Origin of the sequence: Actinoalloteichus caeruleus (assembly GCF_049311605.1) — a bacterium.
Taxonomy (GTDB): Bacteria; Actinomycetota; Actinomycetes; order Mycobacteriales; family Pseudonocardiaceae; genus Actinoalloteichus_B; species Actinoalloteichus_B caeruleus.
Window position 1 is genome coordinate 2,867,730 of sequence record NZ_CP186005.1, and the last position, 24,004, is coordinate 2,891,733.

General features: G+C 71.1%; 3 protein-coding genes. 2 read left to right on the top strand and 1 reads right to left on the bottom strand.

Annotation, left to right across the window (positions count from 1 at the left end; translation table 11 throughout):
* The first annotated feature begins 37 nt into the window (after positions 1-37).
* Positions 38-265, top strand: a complete 228-nt coding sequence (locus tag ACOJVX_RS12060; RefSeq protein WP_016698578.1) for an MbtH family protein — start codon at positions 38-40, stop codon at positions 263-265.
* Between the two features lie 667 nt (positions 266-932).
* On the opposite strand, the gene ACOJVX_RS12065 is transcribed toward ACOJVX_RS12060, so the two are convergent.
* The gene (locus ACOJVX_RS12065; RefSeq protein ID WP_337662016.1) at positions 933-1,610 is read right to left on the bottom strand and encodes an ArsR/SmtB family transcription factor; all 678 of its coding nucleotides are present in this window, start codon (positions 1,608-1,610) and stop codon (positions 933-935) included.
* 844 nt (positions 1,611-2,454) lie between these two features.
* On the opposite strand from ACOJVX_RS12065, the gene ACOJVX_RS12070 reads away from it, so the two are divergent.
* Entirely contained in the window at positions 2,455-23,832 is a 21,378-nt protein-coding gene (locus ACOJVX_RS12070) for a non-ribosomal peptide synthase/polyketide synthase (protein WP_422647538.1), read from the top strand.
* Positions 23,833-24,004 lie beyond the last annotated feature (172 nt).

Below are 24,004 nucleotides of genomic sequence, written 5' to 3' on the forward strand. Positions count from 1 at the left end.
GACCACACTGCTCGACACGGACGACAAAGGAACGCTGATGACCAACCCGTTCGAAGACCCGGACGCCACCTACCTCGTGTTGATCAACGACGAGGGGCAGTACTCCCTCTGGCCCTCGTTCGCCGAGGTGCCCGGTGGCTGGACGGTCGTGTTGACGGAGACCGACCGGCAGTCGTGCCTCGACTACATCGAGGAGAACTGGACGGACATGCGTCCCAAGAGCCTCATCCGCGAGATGGAGAAGGCCGCGGGTTCCGGTAGCTGACCGTTCCACCTGGAGTTCGCGAGGATCGGTCGGGGGTGCCCGCTCCGGCCGATCCCTCTTGCGGAACGGGTCCTCGTGGCGCCGTCCCCGCAAGGCCGCACGCATTCTCGCCGCTTCGACGTTAGGCGACCTCACCGCGTCCTTACGCCGTCTGTGCTCTTTCCCCGCGCGGCGGAGGCGCCCCGGAGTCCGCACCGCTCCCGTGCATCCCCTGCTGAGGTGGTCGGGCCGGATTCCCGCCGGCCCGACCACCGATCTCGTTCCCCCCCCCCCCGAACGCCGTGTACCGCAGGTGTAGGACCGGCTTTGGCGGAGGATTAGCAGGACTTCGCCCGTCGCCTCGCCGGAACGGGCTGCGACGGTGCCGCCCCTTCGAGGTTCCGTTGCCGTGACCCTCTTCAAGTCGGCTCGGGTCGAGGCCGTGCCCCGGTGGGAAGCGGAGTTCGGGACGAACGGACACCTGTTCCAGCGTGACGATTCCCTGGTGCGAGCGGAGTCGAAGACGGGCGCCCCAGACGACGGGGTGGAAAAGGAATCCATGCCCGTCGAACACCGCTTCGCCGCCGCTCTCATCCCCAGTGCGCCAGGAACCGCGCGGGCCGGTGGGAGGCCGTTCTCGGAGATCGGCGGTTCTTCCCCATCGTTCGGGTTTTCGGCTTCCTCGGCTTCACGAGAGGCTGAAGCTCCCCCATTTGCCCTTGAACAGGGAGAGGCCCAGCGGAGTCATGGTGTGAATAGCGGCGGTCCGGGTTCGGTGTGTGGTGATCAGGCCTGCGTTGCGCAGCACGGTGGCGTGCTGGCTGGCCGAACCGGCCGAAATGCCGACCCGTTTCGCGATCTCCGTCGTCGTCCTGCTGTCGGTGAGCGAACGCAGGACCGCGGCGCGGGTGTTGCCGACCAGGGCGGCGAGTGACTGCTCGGTGGGCGCGGCTGCCCACAACACCGAGGCCGCCGCCGGACTGGGCGGGACGGGGTAGACGAGGATCGGCGGCTTGGCGGTGTTCGCGCGGTTCAGGAACAGTCTCGGCTGGCCGAACAGGAACAGCGAGGGGACGATGATGATCCCGCTCCCCTTCAGGGTGACCCGGCTCGGGGTGCCTGGTGAGGTGTGGGGGAGGGTCAGCACCGGGGAGGTCCACTGGATCTGCCGGTGCAGGGTGCCCAGGAGCCTGTCGAACCCGGCGGTGAACAGGATCCGGCCGGCGGACTCGCGTTCGGTCTCCAGGTATCCGTGCACCTGCGGCCAGAAGTAGCGAATGGCCGACTCGTAGAACTCGTGAATGCTGTCGCGGAGCTGGTGGCTGCGGGACTTCTTTATTCCCAGCGTGTTCAGTTCTATTTTCACGTGATCGGACGAGGACCGTGTCAGTGTGACGAGGTTCGCGACCGGGGACAAGTCACGTGCGAGGGTGAGGAGGTCGCCTAGGCGCTTTCCTAGCCGTGTTCTCGCCTCTTTTCTCCATCCAATGAAGGCATCGCTGATGTTGTGTTGGAGGAGGTCGAGGGCGAAAAGGGTCTCCGGTACCGGGCCCAGCGTCGTCAGAATTCTGGTGTGGGCGAGATCCTCGAACGTGAAATGAATTTCTTGTGTCCTGGATCCGGTGCGAGGCAACTCGTTCGTGAGCATGGCACCCTCCTGGTCGTCCCGGCGCCGGTGTGGTGTGGGTGCACAACCCGCTGGCGTCCGGGTGTTCGTTGTGCGCCGAATGATCGTCGTGGGCGTGCTGAGCAGATGTCAAGCGCATGTCGGGTTCGAGCCGTACGGCATGGTTGTGATGACTTTGTGTGGTCGGGAACGACGCGGGCGAAGCTATGGGAACGCGAGCGGTCGTTGGTTTTTCAACCAGCTACGTGCTGTTACGTAACACTTGTTCGTATCACTCTCGGTGATTTGGTGGACAAATGCGCGCGTGATAGCGGATGGCTCGGTGTTCTGCTTAGGTTTCGGGATCTGTTACTTGACCGTGACTCGGCTTCGGGTGCGCTGCTGGTGTCCGAAAACCGAGCACTTCCGTCGGTCCTCAGTGGTAGCATCCGACCGCACCAAAGGTCCCGTGGAGACGACCGAACACAAGGCGTGGTCCCGATCGCGCCTTTGTGTGCTGTGCGCGAACACGTTCCGTTTTGGTGCCAGTCAAAACCTCTATGTCAGTGCGGGGTGTGCGGAGTCGATGGCGAATACCGAGTCGGTGCGTACGAGGTTGCTGGCGGCGCAAGCCGGAGTCTGGTTCGGCCAACAACGCGACCCGAGCGACGCGGGGTACCACATCGCGGAGCTCCACGAGATCCAGGGCGACATCGACCCGGCCCTGTTCGAGGCGGCGCTCCGTCAGGTCGTCGCCGAGACGGACGCGCTGAACACCCGGTTCGCCTCGGACGAACTCGGGCCGTGGCAGGAACCGGACGCCAGCCCCTGGCCGCTCCACGTCCTGCACCTGTCCGGGCCCGACCCGCGCGGCGAGCTCGACGAGTGGATCCGCCGTGACCTCGCCACCCCCGCCGACCTGACCGCCGAGCCCTCCTTCACCCAGGCGCTGTTCTCGGACCCGGCCTCCCGCCGCTGGTACTGGTACCAGCGCGCCCACCACATCACCCTCGACGGGTACAGCCTCCAACTCGTCACCAACCGGGTCGCCGAGGTGTACACCGCCCTCGTCGCCGGCGACCAGCCCAGCTCACCGCCCTTCGGCTCGCTGTCCGAACTGGTCGACGAGAACCAGCGCTACCTGGAGTCCGGCGAGCTCGAACGGGACAGGACCTTCTGGACCGAGTACCTCGCCGGCGCCGCCGGCCCCCTGACCCTCAGCGGCGGCCCGACCGGGAACCAGGGGCACCACCTCACCCGGTACGCCCTGCCCCTCGACACCACACAGGAGCTGCGGCGCGCCGCCGACGAGGCCAACGTGCGGTTCACCCGGTTCCTGCTCGCCGCCCAGATCGCCTACCTCGCCACGGTCACCGGCCAACGCGACGTCATCGTCGGCATGCCCGTCACGGCCCGCTCCACCCGGCGCGGCAGGACCACCCCGGCGATGATGTCCAACGTCGTACCGATCCGGCTCGCCATCGGTCCCCACACCCGCGTCGGCGATCTGCTCACCGAGATCGCCGACGAACTGCGGCGCCTCCTGCCGCACCGCCGCTTCCCCAGCCAGCTCCTCGACCGCGCACTGGCCGGCGCGGGAGCCGACCACCCCGCCCAACGGACCGTGGTCAACGTCCTGCCCTTCGTCTACGAACTCGACTTCGCCGGTGCCCGCGCCACCACCCGGGTCGTCGGCTACGGGCCCTCGACGGTCCCCGACCTGGCGATCTACGTCTTCGACCGGTCCGAGACCGAAGGGCTGCACGTCGACCTGGTCGCGAACCTGTCCCTGCACACCGTCGAGGACGTCGACCGGCACCAACGCCAGTTCGTCGCCTTCCTGCGCACCTTCGGCGCCGCGCTCGCGGAGAACCGCCCCCTCGGCCAGCTGGAACTCGGTTCTCCCGCCGACCGGCACGCCACCGTCGACCACTGGAACCGCACCGCCCGCCCCGAAGTCGGTAGCCCCACCGTGCTCGAGCAGTTCGCCGCGCGCGTCGCCGAGCACCCGGACGATGTCGCACTCCTGTGCGGGGACACCGCCCTGACCTACCGCGAGCTGGACGCCCGGGCCAACCAGCTCGCCCACCACCTCGTCGCCTCGGGCGTGCGCCAGGAGGACCGCGTCGCGCTGGTGCTTCCCCGCTCGGTCGACTTCGTGGTCTCCGTGCTCGCCACGCAGCGGGCCGGTGCGGCCTACGTGCCGATCGACCCCGCCTACCCGGCCGAGCGCATCGCCTTCCTGCTCACCGACAGCGACGCGGCCCTCGTCTTGACCCGGCGAGGCCTGACCGATGTCGTCCCCGGTCGGACCCCCACGGTGGAGCTCGACGCCGAGGAGAGCAGTGCGGCGCTCCGCCAGCAGCCGACGCACCCGGGACCCGACCTCCCCGTCCGCCCTGGCCAGGCCGCCTACGTCATCTACACCTCCGGCTCCACCGGCCGCCCCAAGGGCGTCGTCGTCACCCACGCCGGCACCGCCAGCCTGGTGGCGACCCTGACCGAGCGGCTGGGAGTCACCCGCGAGTCCCGGATCCTCCAGTTCGCCTCCCCGAGCTTCGACGCCGCCTGGTGGGAACTGTCGGAAGCCCTGCTGACCGGAGCGGCCCTCGTGCTCGACCCCGACGACGGCCGCACCGGCACGTCCCTGCTGGGGGAGAAGTTCACCGAGACGGTCGCCACCCACGGCGTCACCCACGTGCTCCTGCCGCCGGCGTTCCTCGCGACATTGCCCCCCGACGCACTGCCGCCCGGTCTCGTGCTGGCCGTCGGGGGAGAAGCCTGCCCTCCCGCCCTCGTGCGGCGCTGGGCCGCCGCCGACCGGCGCATGATCAACGCGTACGGGCCGACGGAGAGCACCGTCGCGGTCACCATGAGCGACCCGCTGTCATCCGAACTCGACGGTCCACCCCCCATCGGCCGGCCCGTCATCAACACCCGGGCACACGTGCTGGACGCCGCGTTGCGTCCCTTACCCGTCGGGGTGGTCGGCGAACTCTACGTGTCCGGAGCCGGACTCGCCCGGGGCTACTGGAAACGCCCCCAACTGACAGCGGAACGCTTCGTCGCCAACCCCCACGGCCAGCACGGCGAGCGGATGTACCGCACCGGTGACCTGGTCCGGTGGCTGCCGCACGGCGAACTGGAGTTCGTCGGCCGCACCGACGACCAGCTCCAGCTGCGCGGCTTCCGAGTGGAGCCGGGCGAGATCGAGGCGGTCCTCGCCGACCACCCCGAGGTCGACCAGGCCGTGGTCGTCCCGCGTGGCGACACCGAGGAGGACCGCCGTCTGGTCGCCTACGTGGTCCTGACCCCCGGAGAGCCGGCGGGAACCACCGCCGGCGGCGCGGCCCCGAGCGGCGGCGAGGACGTCCCCGCGCGGCTCCGCGCGCACCTCACCGCCAGCCTGCCGGCGCACCTCGTGCCCGGCGACGTCGTCGTCCTCGACACGATGCCGGTCACCCCCAACGGGAAGATCGACAGGACCGCGCTGCCGGAACCGGCGAGGACCCACCGCGACAGCCACCAGCGGGCACCGCGCACCCCGGACGAGGAGGTGCTGTGCTCGGTCTTCGCCGAGGTCCTCGGTGTCGACGTCGTCGGGGTCGACGACGACTTCTTCCAACTCGGAGGCCACTCGTTGCTGGCCACGAAGCTCGCCAGCCGCATCAGGAACCTCCTCGGCGTCGAGATCACCCTCGGGGCCGTCTTCAACCACCGCACCGTGGCGGAACTCGCACCGGTGCTCCGCGCGAACGGTGCCGCGCGCCCACGCCTGGACCGCCGGAGCGACACCGACCAACCCGTCCCGCTCTCCCCGGTACAACGGGGACTGTGGTTCCTCGACCGGCTGACCGGGGCGGACGCCACCTACAACATCCCCGTAGGCCTCCGGTTCCACGGCACCCTCGACCACGACGCCCTCCGAGCCGCGCTGCGGGACGTCACGGCCCGCCACGACAGCCTGCGCACCACCTTCCCCGAGGTCGACGGAACCCCGCGCCAGCAACTCCTCGACCTCGACCGCGCCGCGCCCGCGCTCGAGGTCCACCGCACCGCCGACGCCGACCTGCCCGCAGTCCTCACGGACGCCGCCAGCCGCGGCTTCGACCTCGCCGCCGAGGCGCCACTGCGCGCGGACCTCTTCACCTCCACCGCCGACGACCACCTCCTGCTGCTCGTCCTGCACCACCTCGTCGGCGACGGCTGGTCGATGGCGGTGCTCGTCCGCGACCTCGTCGACGCCTACACGGCACGAGTCGCCGGCACCGAGCCCGACCTGCCCGAACCGGCGGTGAGCTACGCCGACTACACCCACTGGCAGCGGGAGGTCCTCGGTTCCGACACCGATCCGGACAGCGTGCTCGCCCAGCAACGCGAGTACTGGCGGACGGCCCTCGACGGCATCCCCGACCGCCTCGACCTGCCCACCGACCGGCCCCGTCCCACCGAGGCCAGCAACCACGGCGCCGTCCTCCCCCTCCACCTCGACTCCGCCGCGCACACCGCCCTGGTCGACCTGGCCCGCGCCTGCGGCGTCACCGTCTTCATGGTGGTCCAGAGCGCACTCGCCGCGCTCCTGACCCGCCTCGGAGCGGGGGAGGACATCCCCGTCGGCACCCCCGTCGCCGGTCGGACCGACGACGCGCTCACCGACGTCGTCGGACTGTTCGTCAACACGGTGGTACTGCGCACCGACACCTCGGGCGACCCGACGTTCCGCGAACTGCTGGACCGGGTCCGCCGAACCGACCTCGCTGCGTTCGCCCACCAGGACATGCCCTTCGAACGGGTCGTCGACGCGGTCGCCCCGGAACGGACCCTCTCCCGGCACCCCCTGTTCCAGGTGATGTTGGCCTTCCAGGAGGACACACCGACCGAGTACGCCCTGCCCGGGTGCTCGCTCACGGTCGAACCCGTCCACCCCGGTGTGTCCAAGTTCGACCTCTCCCTCGACCTCGGTCAGCGGTGGACCCCCCAGGGAACCCCCGCCGGAATGGACGGTGTCCTCGAGTACGCCACCGACCTGTTCGACCGCGACACCGCCGCGGCCCTCGTCGACAGGTTGTGCCGCGTGCTCGGCGCCGTCGCCACCGACCCGGACCTCCCCGTGAGCCGCCTGCCGGTGCTCAGCGGGGACGAACTCCGGCAGGCCCTCCTCGGCTGGAACGACACCGCCGGACCGGTGCCCACCACCAACGTCGCCGATCTGCTCGCCGAACGAGCCGCGACCACCCCGGACGCCACCGCGCTCGTCGCCGGGACGACCAGCCTCACCTTCGCCGAACTCGACGCGGAGGCCAACCGGCTGGCCCGGGCGCTCCTCCGCCGGGGCATCGGCCCGGAGGACCTGGTAGCGGTCGCGCTGCCGCGCACCACCGACTTCCCCACGGCCGTGTTCGGCGTCCTCAGGACCGGCGCCGGCTACGTCCCCCTCGACCCCGCCCATCCCGACGAGCGGCTCTCCTTCCTGTTGCGGGACACCGCCCCGAACCTGCTGCTGACGACAGGGGCGATCGAACCAGCCATCCCCGCCTCGCCGGAGCTGCCCCGCCTCCTCATCGACCACCCCGACCTCCGGGTCGAGGCGGCGGGGCCGATCGACGACGGCGACCGCCGTCGCCCGTTCTCCCCGTCCAACCCGGCCTACGTCATCCACACCTCGGGGTCCACCGGCCAGCCCAAGGGAGTGGTGGTCGAGCACCGGTCACTGGCCAACCTGTACCACGCCTACCACGCGGAGGTACTCGCACCGCTCGCCCAGGCCGCCCCCACGGCGGGACGCCAGTTGCGGGCGATGCACCTGACCACCTGGACCTTCGACGCGTCCTGGGACGTCCTGCTCTGGCTGCTGGCCGGTCACCAGGTCCACGTCATCGACGAGACCGACAGGCTGGACGCCGACGCCCTCCTCCGCTACGCCCACGACCAGCGCATCGACTTCATCGACGTCGTCCCCTCCTACCTGGACCAGCTGCTCAACCTCGGTCTGTTCGACGGGAGCCGGCACGCCCCCACCGTCCTCAGCGTGGGCAGCGAGGCCACCAGCGCCGCGCTGTGGCGGCGCCTCCGCGCCGTGCCCGGACTGACCGGCCACAACCTGTACGGCCCCACCGAGTGCACCGTGGAAGCCCTGTCCTGGCGGATCGCCGACAGCGACCGCCCCCTGGTGGGACGCCCCCTGCTCAACACCCGCGCCTACGTGCTCGACCGGGCGCTGCGTCCCGTCCCCCCCGGCACCACCGGGGAGCTGTACCTCGCCGGAGCCGGCCTCGCTCGGGGATACCTGCGCCGTCCCGAACTCACCGCAGCCCACTTCGTGGCCGACCCCTTCGCGCACCTCCACGGGCTGGGTGGCGACCGCATGTACCGGACAGGTGACCTCGTTCGCCAGCGGAGGGACGGCGCCCTGGACTACCTCGGGCGCGCCGACGACCAGGTCAAGGTCCGCGGGTTCCGGATCGAACTCGGTGAGGTCGAAGCCGCCGTCGCCGCCTGCCCCGGCGTGCGGCAGGTCGCGGTGCTGGCGCACACCGACGGACGGCGGGACCACCCCGCCACCCGCCTCGTCGCCTACGTCGCCGTCGACGGCGCGGACGTCGACCAGGTCCGCGCCCACCTCACGGCCACCCTGCCCGAGCACATGGTGCCGGCCGCGTTCGTCGCCCTCGACCAGCTCCCGGTCACCAGCAGCGGAAAACTCGACCGGGCCGCCCTGCCCACCCCGGAAGCGGCGCCCGCCGACCGACGGTCCCGTGGGCCCCGCACCCCGGCCGAGCACACCCTGTGCGCCATCTTCGCCGAGGTGCTCGGTCTGCCCGAGGCGGGCGCCGAGGACAGCTTCTTCGAGCTGGGTGGCGACAGCATCATGTCGATCCAGCTCGTCTCCCGCGCCCGCCGTGCCGGACTCCTCCTCAGCCCCCGCGACGTCTTCGCCCACCGCACCCCGGCCGCCTTGGCCTCCGCCGCCAGGACCGAGACCGCGATCACCGCCCCCGACGTCCCCACCGGCCCCCTACCACTCACCCCGATCAGCGCGTGGCTCCGGGACCAGGAAGCCGGCGTCGCCTCCTTCAACCAGTCGATGCTGGTCCAGACCCCACCCGGCCTGGACCACGGCGTGCTGGCGGCCGCGGTCCGCGCCGTTCTCAACCACCACGACGCCCTCCGGCTCCGCCTCGACCCCGGTGACGACGAGTGGAACCCCGTCGTCCACCCGGCGGACGCTGTCCAGGTCGACGACGTCCTCCACCGGGTGGACATCACCGCGCTGCCCCCGGGGGACCTGTCCGCCCTCGTGGCGGGATGCGCCGAGACCGCCAGGGCCAGGCTCGACCCCGCCGCGCACCTCGTCGACCTCACCTGGTTCGACGCCGGAGCCGACCGGCCAGGACAATTGCTGCTCACCCTGCACCACCTCGTCGTCGACGGCGTGTCCTGGCGCATCCTGCTCCCCGACCTCCGCGCCGCCTACGAGGCCCTGGCGGCCGGCACGACCCCGACGCTCGACCCGGTGGGGACCTCCTTCCGCCGGTGGGCACACCTGCTCGCCGACGACGCCACCACCCCTGCCAGGGAAGCCGAACTCGAACACTGGGAGAACACCACCGCCGAACTGGACACCACCCTCGGCGGCACCGCCCCCCACCCAGGTCGACGCCCGGCCCGACGCGGCAACCTGGTGACCGCCCTCGACCCCGAGCACACCCGGCCCCTGCTGGGGGCGGTTCCCGCCGCGTTCCACGCCACGGTCAACGACGTCCTCCTCAGCGGATTCGCGGCGGCGCTCGTCCACCGCCGCGGCACCGCCGGGCCGCTGCTGATCAACCTCGAGGGGCACGGCCGGGAAGAACACCTCGGAGACGCCGTCGACCTCTCCCGCACAATCGGCTGGTTCACCAGCCAGCACCCGGTGCGCCTGGACCCCGGAGTGTTCAGCTGGGACGACACCGTCTCCGGCGGGCCGAGCGCCGGCCGCCTCCTCAAACGAGTCAAGGAACAGCTGCGCGCGATCCCCGACAACGGGATCGGCTACGGACTCCTGCGCTACCTCAATCCCCGCACCCGCGCCCGGCTCGCCGCCTCCGGCGAACCCCAGATCAGCATGAACTACCTCGGCCGTTTCGGCGCGCCCGACACCGAGGACTGGGGACCCGCCCCCGAGGGCGCCGTGATGTCCGCGGACATCGACGAGGACACCCCGAGTCACCCGATCGAGATCAACGCCCTGACCGAGGACGGTCCGGACGGTCCCCGCCTGATCGTCCGCGTCTCCTGGTCCTCGGACGCGCTGTCCGACGTCGACGCGCACGCCCTGGCCGAGGACTGGCTCAGCGCCCTGCGCGGGCTCGTTGCCCACGCCGCGAAACCGGGCACCGGAGGCCGGACACCCTCAGACCTCCCCCTGGTCACGCTCAGCCAGTCCCAACTGGACCGCTTGGAAGGGGAACACCCCGACCTCGTCGACGTGCTACCGCTGGCCCCGTTGCAGGAGGGCCTGCTGTTCCACGCCGCCTACGACGAGGACCACGACGTCTACACCGTGCAGACCGTACTCACCCTGCGCGGCTCGCTCGACAAGGACGCCCTGCGGGCCGCCGCGGACGGGCTGCTGCGCAGGCACCCCACCCTGCGCGCCGGTTTCCACCACACCGACCTCGACACGCCCGTGCAGGTCGTCCCGGCACCCACCAGCACGCCGTGGCGGGAACACGACCTGACCGGCATCCCCGCCGCCCGGCGGGAACGTGAGGTCGCCGCCCTGGTCGACGACGACCGGAACGAACGGTTCGACCTCACCCAGCCCCCGCTGGTCCGCTGCACCCTGATCCGGACCGGCGCCGACGAACACCGCCTCGTGCTCACGCACCACCACATCCTCGTGGACGGCTGGTCGACACCGCTGCTGCTCGACGACCTCTTCAGCCTCTACCGGTTGGCGGGCGGCACCACGGGTCTCCCCGACGCCCCCGCCTACCGCGACTACCTGGCCTGGCTCGTCGACCAGGACCAGGGCGCGTCCCTCGCCGTCTGGCAGCGGGCGATGGCGGGCCTGGCGGAACCGACCCGGGTGGACCCGGCCGGTCCGCGCCGCGACGTCGTCCTCCCGAAGCACCTCGTCGTGCGCGTCGACGCCGACGGCACGAGCCGCCTCACCGGCTTCGTCCGCGAGCACGGCCTCACCACCAACACCCTGGTCCAGGCTGCGTGGGCGTTGCTGTTGCACCGGCTCACCGGCCGAGGCGACGTGGTGTTCGGCTCGACGGTGTCCGGCCGTCCCGCCGCCGTTCCCGGCATCGAGAGGATGGTGGGCCTGTTCATCAACACCCTGCCCGTCCGCGTCCGCCTCCGCCCCCAGGAGCCGGTGATCGCCCTGCTCACCCGGATCCAGGGCGAACAGGCCGCACTGTCGGACCACCACCACGTCCGGCTCGCCGACCTCCAGCGATCCGTCGGTGTCGGGGAACTGTTCGACACCAACACCGTGCTGGAGAACTACCCCGTGGACAGGGACGCGTTCACCAGCGTCGACGATGGCCTGGAGATCACCGGGATCACCGGCAACGACACGACCCACTACCCGCTGAGCCTCGCCGTCGTGCAGGAACCGGCAGGCCTCACCCTGCGCTTCGAGTACCGCCCAGACGTGTTCGACGACCACACGGCCTCGACGATCGCGCAGCGCTTCCGAACGGCCCTCGACCAGCTGGTCACCCACCCCGACCGGCTCGTGGCCACGCTCGACCTGGCACTGCCCGCCGACGACCGCGCGGCCGGCTCGCGCGACGACCTCCCGGCGCCCAGCGGCGCCAGGGGGACCCCCAGCGGCCCCGACGCCCCACGACTCACCCTGGTCGACCTCTTCGAGGCGCAGGTACGGCGCACCCCCGACGCGATCGCGGTGACCACCGGCGGGAACCAGCTCACCTACGCCGAGCTGAACGCCCGGGCCAACCAGGTAGCCCGACTGCTCACCGCCGGCGGCGTCGGACCCGAGACCATGGTCGCCCTGGCCACGTCTCGCTCAGCCGAGATGGTCATCGGTGTCCTCGCCACGCTGAAGGCAGGCGCGGGATATCTGCCGCTCGACCCGACGCACCCGGCGGACCGACTCGCGTTCATGATCGCCGACAGCCGGCCCGCCTACGCCCTGGCCACATCGGACGCCCCCCTCGCGGCCCTCCGGGCCAGTGGCCTGTCCCTCGTGGCCCTGGACGACCCCGGCACCCTCGCCGAGCTCGCGGCCCTCCCCACCGAGGACCTCACCGACCGCGACCGCCCCGCACCGCTCCTGCCCGACAACACGGCCTACGTCATCTACACGTCCGGGTCCACCGGCATCCCCAAGGGCGTCGTCATCCCACACCGGAACGTCGTCCGCCTCTTCACCGCCACCGACCCCTGGTTCCACTTCTCCCCGGACGACGTGTGGACGCTGTTCCACTCCTACGCCTTCGACTTCTCCGTCTGGGAGATCTGGGGACCCCTCCTGCACGGCGGGCGCCTCGTCATCGTGCCCCACACCACCACTCGATCTCCCCACGAGTTCCTCGACCTGCTCGACGCCGAAGGCGTCACCGTCCTGAACCAGACACCCTCCGCCTTCTACCAGTTGGCCCGCGCCGACCGGGACCGCGCCCACGCCTCCGCGCTGTCGCGACTGCGCGCCGTCGTCTTCGGCGGCGAGGCGCTCGAACCCGGTCGTCTCCGCGACTGGTACGAAGCACGACCCGAGCGGCCGTCCCTGGTCAACATGTACGGCATCACCGAAACCACCGTCCACGTCACCCATCTCGCCCTGACCAGGGAAATGGCCGACGAGGACACCGGGAGCCGCATTGGGGTACCGATCCCCGACCTGCGGGTCCACGTCCTGGACGACTTCCTCCGCCCCGTGCTGCCCGGCGTCGTCGGCGAGCTCTACGTGGGCGGAGCCGGCCTCGCCCGCGGTTACCAACACCGCCCCGGCCTCACCGCCACCCGTTTCGTCGCCGACCCCTACGGCCCGCCCGGCGCGAGGCTGTACCGCACCGGTGACCTCGCCCGCCCCCTGGACGACGGCGGTCTCGACTACCTGGGGCGGGCCGACCGGCAGGTCAAGATCCGAGGTTTCCGCGTCGAACTCGGCGAAATCCAGACCGTGCTCAGCACCCACGCCCAGGTAGCAGAGGCCGCGGTCATCGTCCGCGAGGACCAACCAGGTGACCAGCGGATCGTCGGCTACCTCGTCCCCGAGAACCCCGACTCACCGCCGACGGCGAGCGACCTGCGGACCCACCTGGCCCAAACCCTGCCCGAACACATGGTCCCCGGCGCGTTCGTCACCCTGTCCACGTTGCCCCTCACCGTCAACGGCAAACTGGACCAGCGGGCCCTGCCGGCCCCCGACTTCGAACTGCTGGCCGGGGCCAGCGGCCGGGAACCCCGCACCGCCCAGGAGGAAATCCTCTGCTCAGCCTTCGCCGAGGTGCTCACCCTGCCCAAGGTCGGCGTCGACGACAGCTTCTTCGACCTCGGTGGCCACTCCCTGCTCGCCACCCGGCTGATCAGCCGAATCAGGACGGCGCTCGGGGTCGAACTGCCCATCCGCGCACTCTTCGAGGCACCCACCCCGGCCTCGCTGGCGACCCGGCTCACCGACGCGACCAGAGCAGGGGACCCGGTGACCGTGACCGCCCGCACCGAACGACCCGCAGTGCTGCCGCTGTCCTACGGCCAGCGGCGGCTCTGGTTCCAACACCAGCTCGAGGGCCCCTCAACCACCTACAACATGCCGATCGCGCTGCGCCTGACCGGCCAGCTCGACCGGGCCGCGCTGCGCGCCGCCCTCGCCGACGTCGTCCGACGCCACGAGGCGCTGCGCACCGTCTTCGCCGAGACCGACGGCCAACCGCACCAGGTGGTCCTCGCTCCGGACAGCGCGATCCCCGACCTCCTGGACACCACCGTCCCCGAGGACGGACTGGCCGACGCCCTCACCGAGGCGGCCCAGCACACGTTCGACCTGACGTCGGAAATCCCCGTCCGCGCCAGCCTCCTCACCACGGGGCCGACCGAGGCCGTACTCCTGGTCCTGCTGCACCACATCGCCGGCGACGGATGGTCGCTGGCCCCGCTGGCCCAGGACCTGGTCACCGCCTACGCGGCCCGTCAGGAGAACCGCCCGCCGGAGTGGGCGCCGCTCCCCGTCCAGTACGCCGACTACGCGCGGTGGCAGCGGCAGCTGCTCGGCGACCACGACACGCCCACCCCGTTGTTCACCCACCAGCTCGACTACTGGAGACGGCAACTCGCCGGCGCCCCAGAAGTACTCGACCTCCCCACCGACCGCCCCCGCCCGGCCACCGCCACCTACCGGGGCGGCACCGCCCCGTTCCAGATCGACGCCGAACTGCACCAGCGGATCACCGGCCTCGCCCGCCGGTGCGGCGCCACGGTCTTCATGGTTCTCCAGGCGGGAGTGGCCGCACTGCTCAGCCACCTCGGCGCCGGTAACGACATCCCGCTCGGCACCGTCACGGCGGGGCGGGGCGACGAGGCACTGGACGGCCTGGTCGGATTCTTCGTCAACACCCTGGTGCTGCGGACCGACACCTCCGGCAACCCGACCGCCGAGGAACTGGTGGGGCGCGTCAGGGAAACCAGCCTCGCCGCATACGCGCACCAGGACATCCAGTTCGACCAGCTCGTGGAGGTGCTCAACCCCCACCGCAGCCCGGCGCACCACCCGCTGTTCCAGGTCGCGCTCGCGATGCAGAACTCCCCGGACGCCGAGTTCGAGCTGCCCGGCCTCCGGGTCGCCCCCGTGGAGGCGGACACCGGGGCGGCCCGGTTCGACCTGTTGTTCAGCGTCACCGAACGGCACGCCGAAGGTGGAAGAGCCGGAGGCGTCGACGGCTTCGTCGAGTTCGCCACCGACCTGTTCGACCGCTCCACGGTCGACGCGCTGGTGGTCCGTCTCATCCGGACACTGGCCGGGATGGCCGACCACCCTACCCGCAGGCTGAGTGCCCTCGCCGTCTTGTCGCCGGCGGAGTGGCACACCCAGGTCGTGGAGTGGAACGACCGGGGTGCGGCGGTGGACCCGGTGCCCTTCGCCGAGCTGGTGTCCCGGCAGGCGCAGGCCCGTCCCGGGGCGGTCGCGGTGGAATCCGGGACGACCACGCTGACCTACGCCGAGTTGGACTCCCGGGTCAACCGGTTGGCCCGGTTCCTGCGGGGTCGGGGTGTGGGCCTGGAGACCCGGGTCGGGTTGTTGCTGCCCCGGTCGGTGGAGATGGTCGTGAGCATGCTCGCGGTGATGCGGGCTGGTGGGGTGATGGTGCCCTTGGACCCGTGGTACCCGGCCGAGCGGATCGGGTTCATGCTCTCCGACGCCGGGATCACCCACGTCCTCACCGCCACCGGCTGGCAGCCCGAGGACCTGGATCTCGACGTACCCGTCGCGGTGCTCGACCAGGCGGCCACACTGGCTGAGCTGGAGGCCACCGATGACTCCCCGGTGCGGGTAGCCGTTCCCGGTGACGCGGCGGCGTATGTGATCTTCACGTCGGGGTCGACCGGTCGTCCCAAGGGCGTGGTCGTCCCGCATACCGGGATCGCCACTCTGGCCCTCGAGCAGGTCCGCCTGTTCGGGCTGCGCCCGGACTCGCGGGTCTCGCAGGTGGCCTCGCCGAGTTTCGACGCGGCGGTGATGGAACTGCTGATGCCCTTCGCCTGCGGGGCCAGGCTGGTCGTGCCCGCCGCGCCGGGTCCGCTGGCGGGGGAGGAGTTGGGCCGGTTCCTGTCCCAGGGCCGGATCACCCACGCGTTGGTCCCGCCTACGGCGTTGGCCAGTGTGCCGACCACGGCGTTGCCGGAGTTGGTGACCCTGGCCACCGGTGGGGAGGCGTGCGGGGCGGAGTTGGTGCGTCGGTGGGCGCCGGGCCGGCGGATGGTCAACCTGTACGGGGCCACCGAGGCCACGGTGTGGTCGACGTGGGAGGTGTTGGAGCCGGGGGTGCCGGTGCGGGTGGGTCGTCCGATCGCGGGGACCCGGGTGTTCGTGCTGGACCGGTGGTTGCGTCCGGTGCCGCCGGGGGTGGTGGGGGATGTGTACCTGGCGGGTGCTGGGGTGGCCCGGGGGTATGCGGGTCGGGCGGGGTTGAGCGCGTCGCGGTTCGTGGCGGATCCCTTCACCGGTGGTGGGGGGCGGATGTACCGGACCGGGGATCGGGGTCGGTGGAGCCGGTCGGGGGTGTTGGAGTTCGCGGGGCGGGCGGATGACCAGGTCAAGTTGCGGGGGTTCCGCATCGAGCTGGGTGAGATCGAAACCGTCCTGGCCGCGCACCCCGGGGTCGGCCAAGCGGTGGTCACCGTGCGGGAGGGTTCACCGGAGGTGCGCAGGCTGGTGGCCTACGTGGTTCCCGAGCCCGGACACGAGGAGGTCCTCGCCGAGGAGCTGAGGTCCTCGGCCGCCCGTGCACTGCCCGACTACATGGTTCCCGCAGCCGTGGTCACCCTGCCCGAACTTCCACTCACCACCAACGGCAAGCTCGACCACTCCCGGCTTCCCGCACCAGATTTCGCCACCGCCAGCGGTCGAACTCCACGTACGCCCCAGGAGTCGATCCTGTGCGACATCTACACCGAGGTGCTCGGACTGCCCGAGGTCAGCATTGACGACAGCTTCTTCAACCTCGGTGGGCACTCGCTGCTCATCACCCGGCTGGTGAGTCGCGTGCGATCGTTGCTGTCGGTGGAGTTGCCGGTGCGGGCGGTGTTCGAACACCCCACCGTGGCCGGTCTCGCCGAGGTCCTGGCCGGTGGGGGGCGGGTGCGTCCCGCTGTGGTGCCTGTCGAGCGGCCGGCGCGGATCCCGCTGTCCTACGCGCAGCGCCGGCTGTGGTTCCTCCACCAGCTGGAAGGACCATCGGCCACCTACAACATCCCCTTCGCCCTCCGGTTGCGGGGTGCGCTCGACGAGGAGGCGTTGGGGGCTGCGTTGCGGGACGTCGTCGCGCGGCACGAGGCGCTTCGAACGGTGTTCCCCGAAGTGGATGGGCAGCCCGAGCAGCGGGTGCTGCCGGTGGACGAGGCCCGTCCGCGGTTGTCCGTGGAGGCGGTGTCGGAGGCCGAGCTCCCAGCGGTGTTGGCGGCGGAGGCCGGGACCGGGTTCGACCTGACCCGTGAGCTGCCGCTGCGGGCGAGGCTGTTCGGAGTGGGGGAGCGGCAGTGGGTGTTGACGGTGGTGTTGCACCACATCGCCGGTGACGGCTGGTCCATGACCCCGCTCATCCGCGACCTCGGCGCCGCGTACGCGGCCCGGGCCTCCCACGACGCCCCCACCTGGGAGCCGCTGCCCGTGCAGTACGCCGACTACACGCTGTGGCAGCGGGAACTGCTGGGCAGCGAGGACGAACCAGACAGCCCGATCTCCCAGCAGCTCGACTACTGGCGAACCGCACTGGCCGGCCTGCCCGACCTGCTCGAACTCCCGACGGACCACCCCCGCCCACGGGTCGCCAGCTACCGGGGAGACGCGGTCCCCTTCGAGATCGACGCGGGGCTGCACGCCAGGATCGTCGACCTGGCGGCGGAGTGCGGTGTCAGCGTCTTCATGGTGCTCCAGGCGGGGTTGGCCGCGTTGCTGACCCGGTTGGGGGCGGGCACGGACATCCCGTTGGGCACGCCGGTGGCGGGCCGCCCCGACGAGGAGCTGGAGGAGCTGGTCGGGTTCTTCGTCAACACCCTGGTGTTGCGGACCGACACGTCCGGGGATCCCTCGTTCCGGGAGTTGCTGCACCGGGTGCGGCGGACCGACCTGGCGGCCTACGCCCACCAGGACCTGCCCTTCGAACGGTTGGTGGAGGTCCTCAACCCGACCAGGTCCCTGTCCCGGCACCCGCTGTTCCAGGTGATGATCGCTTTCCAGACCACCACGGGAACGGTCTTCGACCTGCCTGGACTCGACGCGCGGCTCGAACCCGACGCCTCCCGCATCGCCAAGTTCGACCTCACCTGCGGCCTGCACGAACGCCGAGGGGAGGACGGAGGCCCGGCCGGCATCAGCGGGGCACTCGAGTACGCCACCGACCTCTTCGACGAACCCACCGCCGCCTCCTTCGCCGATCGGTTGGTCCGGTTGCTGACCGATCTCGTCACCGGTCCGGACCAGGCCCTCAGCTCCTGGGACCTGCTCGGCTCCTCGGAGCGGGAGTTGGTGGTGCGGGGGTGGAACGACACCGAGCTGGCGGTGCCCCCGGTGTCGGTGGCCGGGTTGGTCTCCGCGCAGGCGGCACGGACACCGGAAGCGGTGGCGGTGGTCGACGCCGAGGGCGCGGTGACCTACGCGGAGCTGGAGGAACGGTCAGCGCGGTTGGCCGGGTACCTGGCGGCACGGGGTGTGGGTGTGGAGTCCCGGGTCGGGATCTGCCTGTCCCGGTCGGTGGAGCTGGTGGTGGCGTTGATAGCGGTGGCGCGTGCCGGTGGCGTGTACGTCCCGGTCGACCCCGAACACCCGGCCGAGCGCACCGGATACGTCCTCACCGATAGTCGTGTCCTGTTCGTCCTGACCGAGGCAGCACTGGCCGACCGCGTGCCCGGTGAACACCCCGTGCTGGTGCTCGACGACCCCGAGGTCGAGCGCCGGTTGGCCGCTCAGGCTCCGGCTCCGGTGGTGTTCACCTGCCCCGAGCAGGCGTTGTACGTGCTCTACACCTCCGGGTCCACCGGCCGCCCCAAAGGCGTGGTCGTCTCCCACGGCAACCTGGTCACCTTCCTGACCACCATGACCACCCGGGTCGGGATCACCCCGTCCGACCGGTGGTTGGCGGTGACCACGATCTCCTTCGACATCGCCGGCCTGGAACTGTTCCTCCCCCTGCTGCACGGCGCCCGGGTGGTCCTGGCCACCCGGGAGGAGGTCACCGACCCCGCCGCGGTCACCCGCCTGGTCACCGACCACGGGATCACCCTGCTGCAGGCCACCCCGACCTGGTGGCGGTCGGTGCTGGCCGAGACCGGTACCGCCCTGTCCGGGGTGCGGATGCTCGTGGGGGGCGAGGCCCTGCCCGTCGAGGTGGCGGCCACGATGACCGGGGTCGCCGGCCCGGCTGGGGTGCTCAACCTGTACGGGCCGACCGAGACCACGGTGTGGTCCACCACCGCGGTGGTGGACGGTGCCGGGCCGGTGGTGATCGGCACACCGGTGGGCGGCACCCGGGTGTATGTCCTGGACGCCGGGTTGCGCCCGGTACCGCCGGGGGTGCCCGGGGAGCTCTACATCGCTGGTGCCGGGGTGGCTCGGGGGTATGCGGGGCGTGCGGGGTTGACCGCGTCCCGGTTCGTGGCCGATCCGTTCTCGCTGGTGGGTGGGCGGGTGTACCGGACCGGGGACGTGGTGCGGTGGTCCCGGTCGGGTGTGTTGGAGTTCGTGGGCCGGGCTGATGACCAGGTGAAGGTGCGGGGGCATCGGATCGAGCCGGCGGAGATCGAGGCGGTGCTGGCCGGGGTCGCGGGGGTGGCCTCGGCGGTGGTGGTGGTGCGGGCTGACGGGGGTGGTGTGGACCGGTTGGTGGCTTATGTGGTGCCCGCTGGTGGGGCGGAGGTGGACGTGGTGGGGGTGCGTGCGTCGGTGGGGCGGGTGTTGCCGGAGTACATGGTGCCCTCGGTTGTGGTGGTGGTGGAGTCGTTGCCGGTGACCGGGAACGGCAAGGTGGACCGGCGGGCGTTACCGGCACCGGAGTTCACCGGGGAAGGGGAGGGCAGGAAGCCCCGGACGCCGAGGGAAGCGGTGTTGGCGGCGGTCTTCGCGGACCTGTTGGGGGTGTCCGAGGTGGGGGTGGAGGATGATTTCTTCGCCCTGGGTGGGCATTCGTTGTTGGCGACCCGTCTGACCAGTCGGGTGCGGTCGGTGTTGTCGGTGGAGTTGCCGGTGCGGGCGGTGTTCGAACACCCCACCGTGGCCGGTCTCGCCGAGGTCCTGGCCGGTGGGGGGCGGGTGCGTCCCGCTGTGGTGCCTGTCGAGCGGCCGGCGCGGATCCCGCTGTCCTACGCGCAGCGCCGGCTGTGGTTCCTCCACCAGCTGGAAGGACCATCGGCCACCTACAACATCCCCTTCGCCCTCCGGTTGCGGGGTGCGCTCGACGAGGAGGCGTTGGGGGCTGCGTTGCGGGACGTCGTCGCGCGGCACGAGGCGCTTCGAACGGTGTTCCCCGAAGTGGATGGGCAGCCCGAGCAGCGGGTGCTGCCGGTGGACGAGGCCCGTCCGCGGTTGTCCGTGGAGGCGGTGTCGGAGGCCGAGCTCCCAGCGGTGTTGGCGGCGGAGGCCGGGACCGGGTTCGACCTGACCCGTGAGCTGCCGCTGCGGGCGAGGCTGTTCGGAGTGGGGGAGCGGCAGTGGGTGTTGTCGGTGGTGTTGCACCACATCGCCGGTGACGGCTGGTCCATGGGACCGCTCGCTCAGGACCTCACCCGGGCCTATGCGGCGCGCACCAGCGGACACGCCCCCGACTGGGAGCCGCTGCCCGTGCAGTACGCCGACTACACGCTGTGGCAGCGGGAACTGCTGGGCAGCGAGGACGAACCAGACAGCCCGATCTCCCAGCAACTCGACTACTGGCGAACCGCACTGGCCGAACTGCCAGAAGGACTCGACCTGCCCACCGACCGCCCCCGCCCCGCCATCGCCGACTACCGGGGCGACACCGCCACCTTCGACATCGACGAGAACCTGCACCAACGGGTCGTCGACCTGGCGGCGGAGTGCGGTGTCAGCGTCTTCATGGTGCTCCAGGCGGGGTTGGCCGCGTTGCTGACCCGGTTGGGGGCGGGCACGGACATCCCGTTGGGCACGCCGGTGGCGGGCCGCCCCGACGAGGAGCTGGAGGAGCTGGTCGGGTTCTTCGTCAACACCCTGGTGTTGCGGACCGACACGTCCGGGGATCCCTCGTTCCGGGAGTTGCTGCACCGGGTGCGGCGGACCGACCTGGCGGCCTACGCCCACCAGGACCTGCCCTTCGAACGGTTGGTGGAGGTCCTCAACCCGACCAGGTCCCTGTCCCGTCACCCGCTGTTCCAGGTGGCACTGGCCTTCCAGTCCACCGCCAGGCCGGACCTGGACTTCCCCGGCGCCACCGTGGAGTCCGAACCGACCGGTGGCAAGGTCGCGAAGTTCGACCTGTCCATCAGCCTCAACGAGTACCGCACGCCCGACGGCGCCCTCACCGGCATGGAAGGGCTCGTAGAGTACTCCACGGCGCTCTTCGACCCCTCCACCATCAGCGCCCTCATCGGCCGGTTCCTCCGACTCCTGACCGAGGCCACCGCCCATCCCGAGCGCACCATCGACAACCTCGACATCCTCGGTCAGGAGGAACGTCGCACGATCCTCCACGACTGGAACGACACCGCGCACCTCACCGACGCCGTGCCGCTGCCCACCCTCGTGGAACGCACCGTCGACTCGGTCGGGGACGGCGAAGCCGTGCGGCACGGGGGCACCACCCTCACCTACACCGACCTGGACACCAGGGCGAACCAGCTCGCCCACCACCTCATCGAGCTCGGTGTCGGCCCGGAGACCAGGGTGGCGCTGCTGCTGCCCCGCACCCCGGAACTCGTCGTCACCGTTCTCGCCGTCCTCAAGGCCGGCGGAGCCTGGGTCCCCGTGGACCCCCACTACCCGGCCGACCGGGTGCGGTACCTGCTGGAGGACAGCCAGGCCGCGCTCCTGGTCACCGAGGAGGCACACCACGGCGACCTCGACACCACCGTTCCCCTGCTCCTCCTCGACGACGAGACGACCAGGAACACGGTCGCCGCGCGGCCGGTCTCCCGACCATCGCGCACACCGCACCTGGACAACGCCGCGTACGTCATCTACACGTCCGGCTCAACCGGCCGCCCGAAGGGCGTGGTCATCCCCCACGCCGGACTCACCGGACTCGCCGAGGAGCAGATCGACCGGTTCCGGCTCACCACGGACTCCCGTGTCGCCTCGCTGGCGTCCCCCAGTTTCGACGCCTCGGTCATGGAGATGCTCATGGCCCTCACCAGCGGCGGAGTCCTCGTCCAACCCGAGCAGTCCGGTCCCGTCGTGGGCGCCGATCTCGCCCAGTTCCTGTCCGAGCACCGCATCACCCACGCCCTCATCCCACCCACCGCGCTCGGGAACGTCCCAGCGACCGACCTCCCCGACCTCGTCACGGTCCTGGTCGGCGGTGAGGCCTGCGGCACCGACCTCATCGGCAGGTGGGCACCCGGCCGCCGGATGTTGAACCTCTACGGCGCCACCGAGGCGACCGTCTGGTCCACCGCGGGCACCCTCGCCGAGGGCACCACGGTGCCGCCGCTGGGCGGACCCATCCGCAACACCAGGGCCTACGTACTCGACCCGTCCCTGCGCCCGGTCCCCGTCGGCGTCGCCGGCGAGGTGTACCTGGCCGGCGACGGTCTCGCACGCGGCTACCTCGACCGCCGCGGACTGACCGCCCAACGCTTTGTCGCCGACCCGTTCGCCGCCGGTCCCGGCGCCAGGATGTATCGCACCGGGGACGTGGCGCGCTGGCTGCCATCCGGCTCCCTGGCGTTCGTCGGACGAGCTGACGACCAGGTCAAACTCCGCGGATTTCGCATTGAACTGGGTGAGATCGAAAACGCCCTGACCGAACTCCCGGACGTCGCCCACGCGGCGGTCGTCGTTCGGGAGGACCAACCAGGCCGCCAGCAACTCGTCGGCTACGTGGTACCGGAGGCGAACCACGCCACCAACGACGCGGCAACCGACGCGGAGGGCACCCCGACGGGCGCTGCGGGGTCGAGCGCGCTGCGGGAACAGCTCCGCCGGACACTGCCCGAGCACATGGTGCCCGCGGCCGTCGTCACCCTCGGGGAGCTCCCGCTCACCAGCAACGGAAAACTGGACCGGGAAGCACTCCCCGCACCCGACCACACCGCAACCACCTCAGGGCGGATCCCGATCACCCCACGCGAGGAGGCGCTGTGCGCACTCTTCGGGGATGTCCTCGGTGTCGAACGGGTCTTCGCCGACGACAGCTTCTTCGACCTCGGCGGCCACTCGCTGCTGGCGACCGAACTCGTCAGCCGGGTCCGCGCCCTCCTCGGCGTCGACCTCGCCGTGCGCACCGTCTTCGAAGCGCCGACCGTCGCCGAGCTGGCGGCGCGCCTGGGCACCGAGGTGGACGAGGGTGCCCTCGACGTCCTGCTCCCCCTCCGCACCCGAGGCAGCAGGCCACCCCTGTTCTGCGTGCACCCCGCCGGGGGAATGAGCTGGTGCTATGCCGGGCTCCAGAACACCCTCGACGGCGATCAGCCGATCTACGGCCTCCAGGCGAGGGGGATCGGGGAACCGGGCGCTCTCCCCGGGAGCATCGAGGAGATGGCCGATGACTACCTGGCCCAGATCAGGACGGTCCGCCCCCACGGCCCCTACCACCTGCTTGGCTGGTCCTTCGGAGGCGTGGTCGCCCACGCCATCGCGACCCGCCTCCAGGCCGACGGGGAGGAGGTCGGGCTCCTCGCGCTCCTCGACAGCTACCCCGTGACGGCGACGATCGAGGGCCGCCAGGCCACCGAGCAGGAAACCCTGCGGGAACTGCTCCAGGTTTTCGGGATGCCCGGACCCGAGGACGTGCCCCTCACCCGCGACGACGTCGTCGCCGCCGCACTCGGGAACGGAACCCTCGCGGGCCTCGCCGAACGCGACGTCCAGGCGATGCTGGATGTCTACCTGAACAGCAGCGACCTCGTCGCGAAGTTCACCCCGGGGCGGTTCGTCGGCGACGTCCTGCTGTTCCCCGCCACCGTGGACCGCGTGGAGGACGCCCCCACCGCCGAAGCCTGGGCCGCTTACGTCCAGGGGACGGTGACGACACACGAAGTCCACTGCGCACACCTCGACATGGCCCAACCAGGACCGCTCGCGGAAATCGGACGCCGTGTGGCGGAGGAAATGCGCGACAGCACCGAGGAGGCGGACTGACAGCAACACCCGGGCCCGAGCACCATTGGGAACGGTGGACGGGCGCGTCAACGGAAAGCGGCATCGACTTGACGAAACCGTTGACGCGCCTGCCCTCGAAATCCGGTTCGCCCGCGTCCCGGAAGTCCGCCGCATTTCCGAAAACCCACCGAGCGCACACCACGGCACAACC

Coding starts and splice junctions, on each gene's coding strand:
- ACOJVX_RS12060 (WP_016698578.1), top strand. CDS start 38: ATGACCAACCCGTTCGAAGACCCGGACGCCACCTACCTCGTGTTGATC.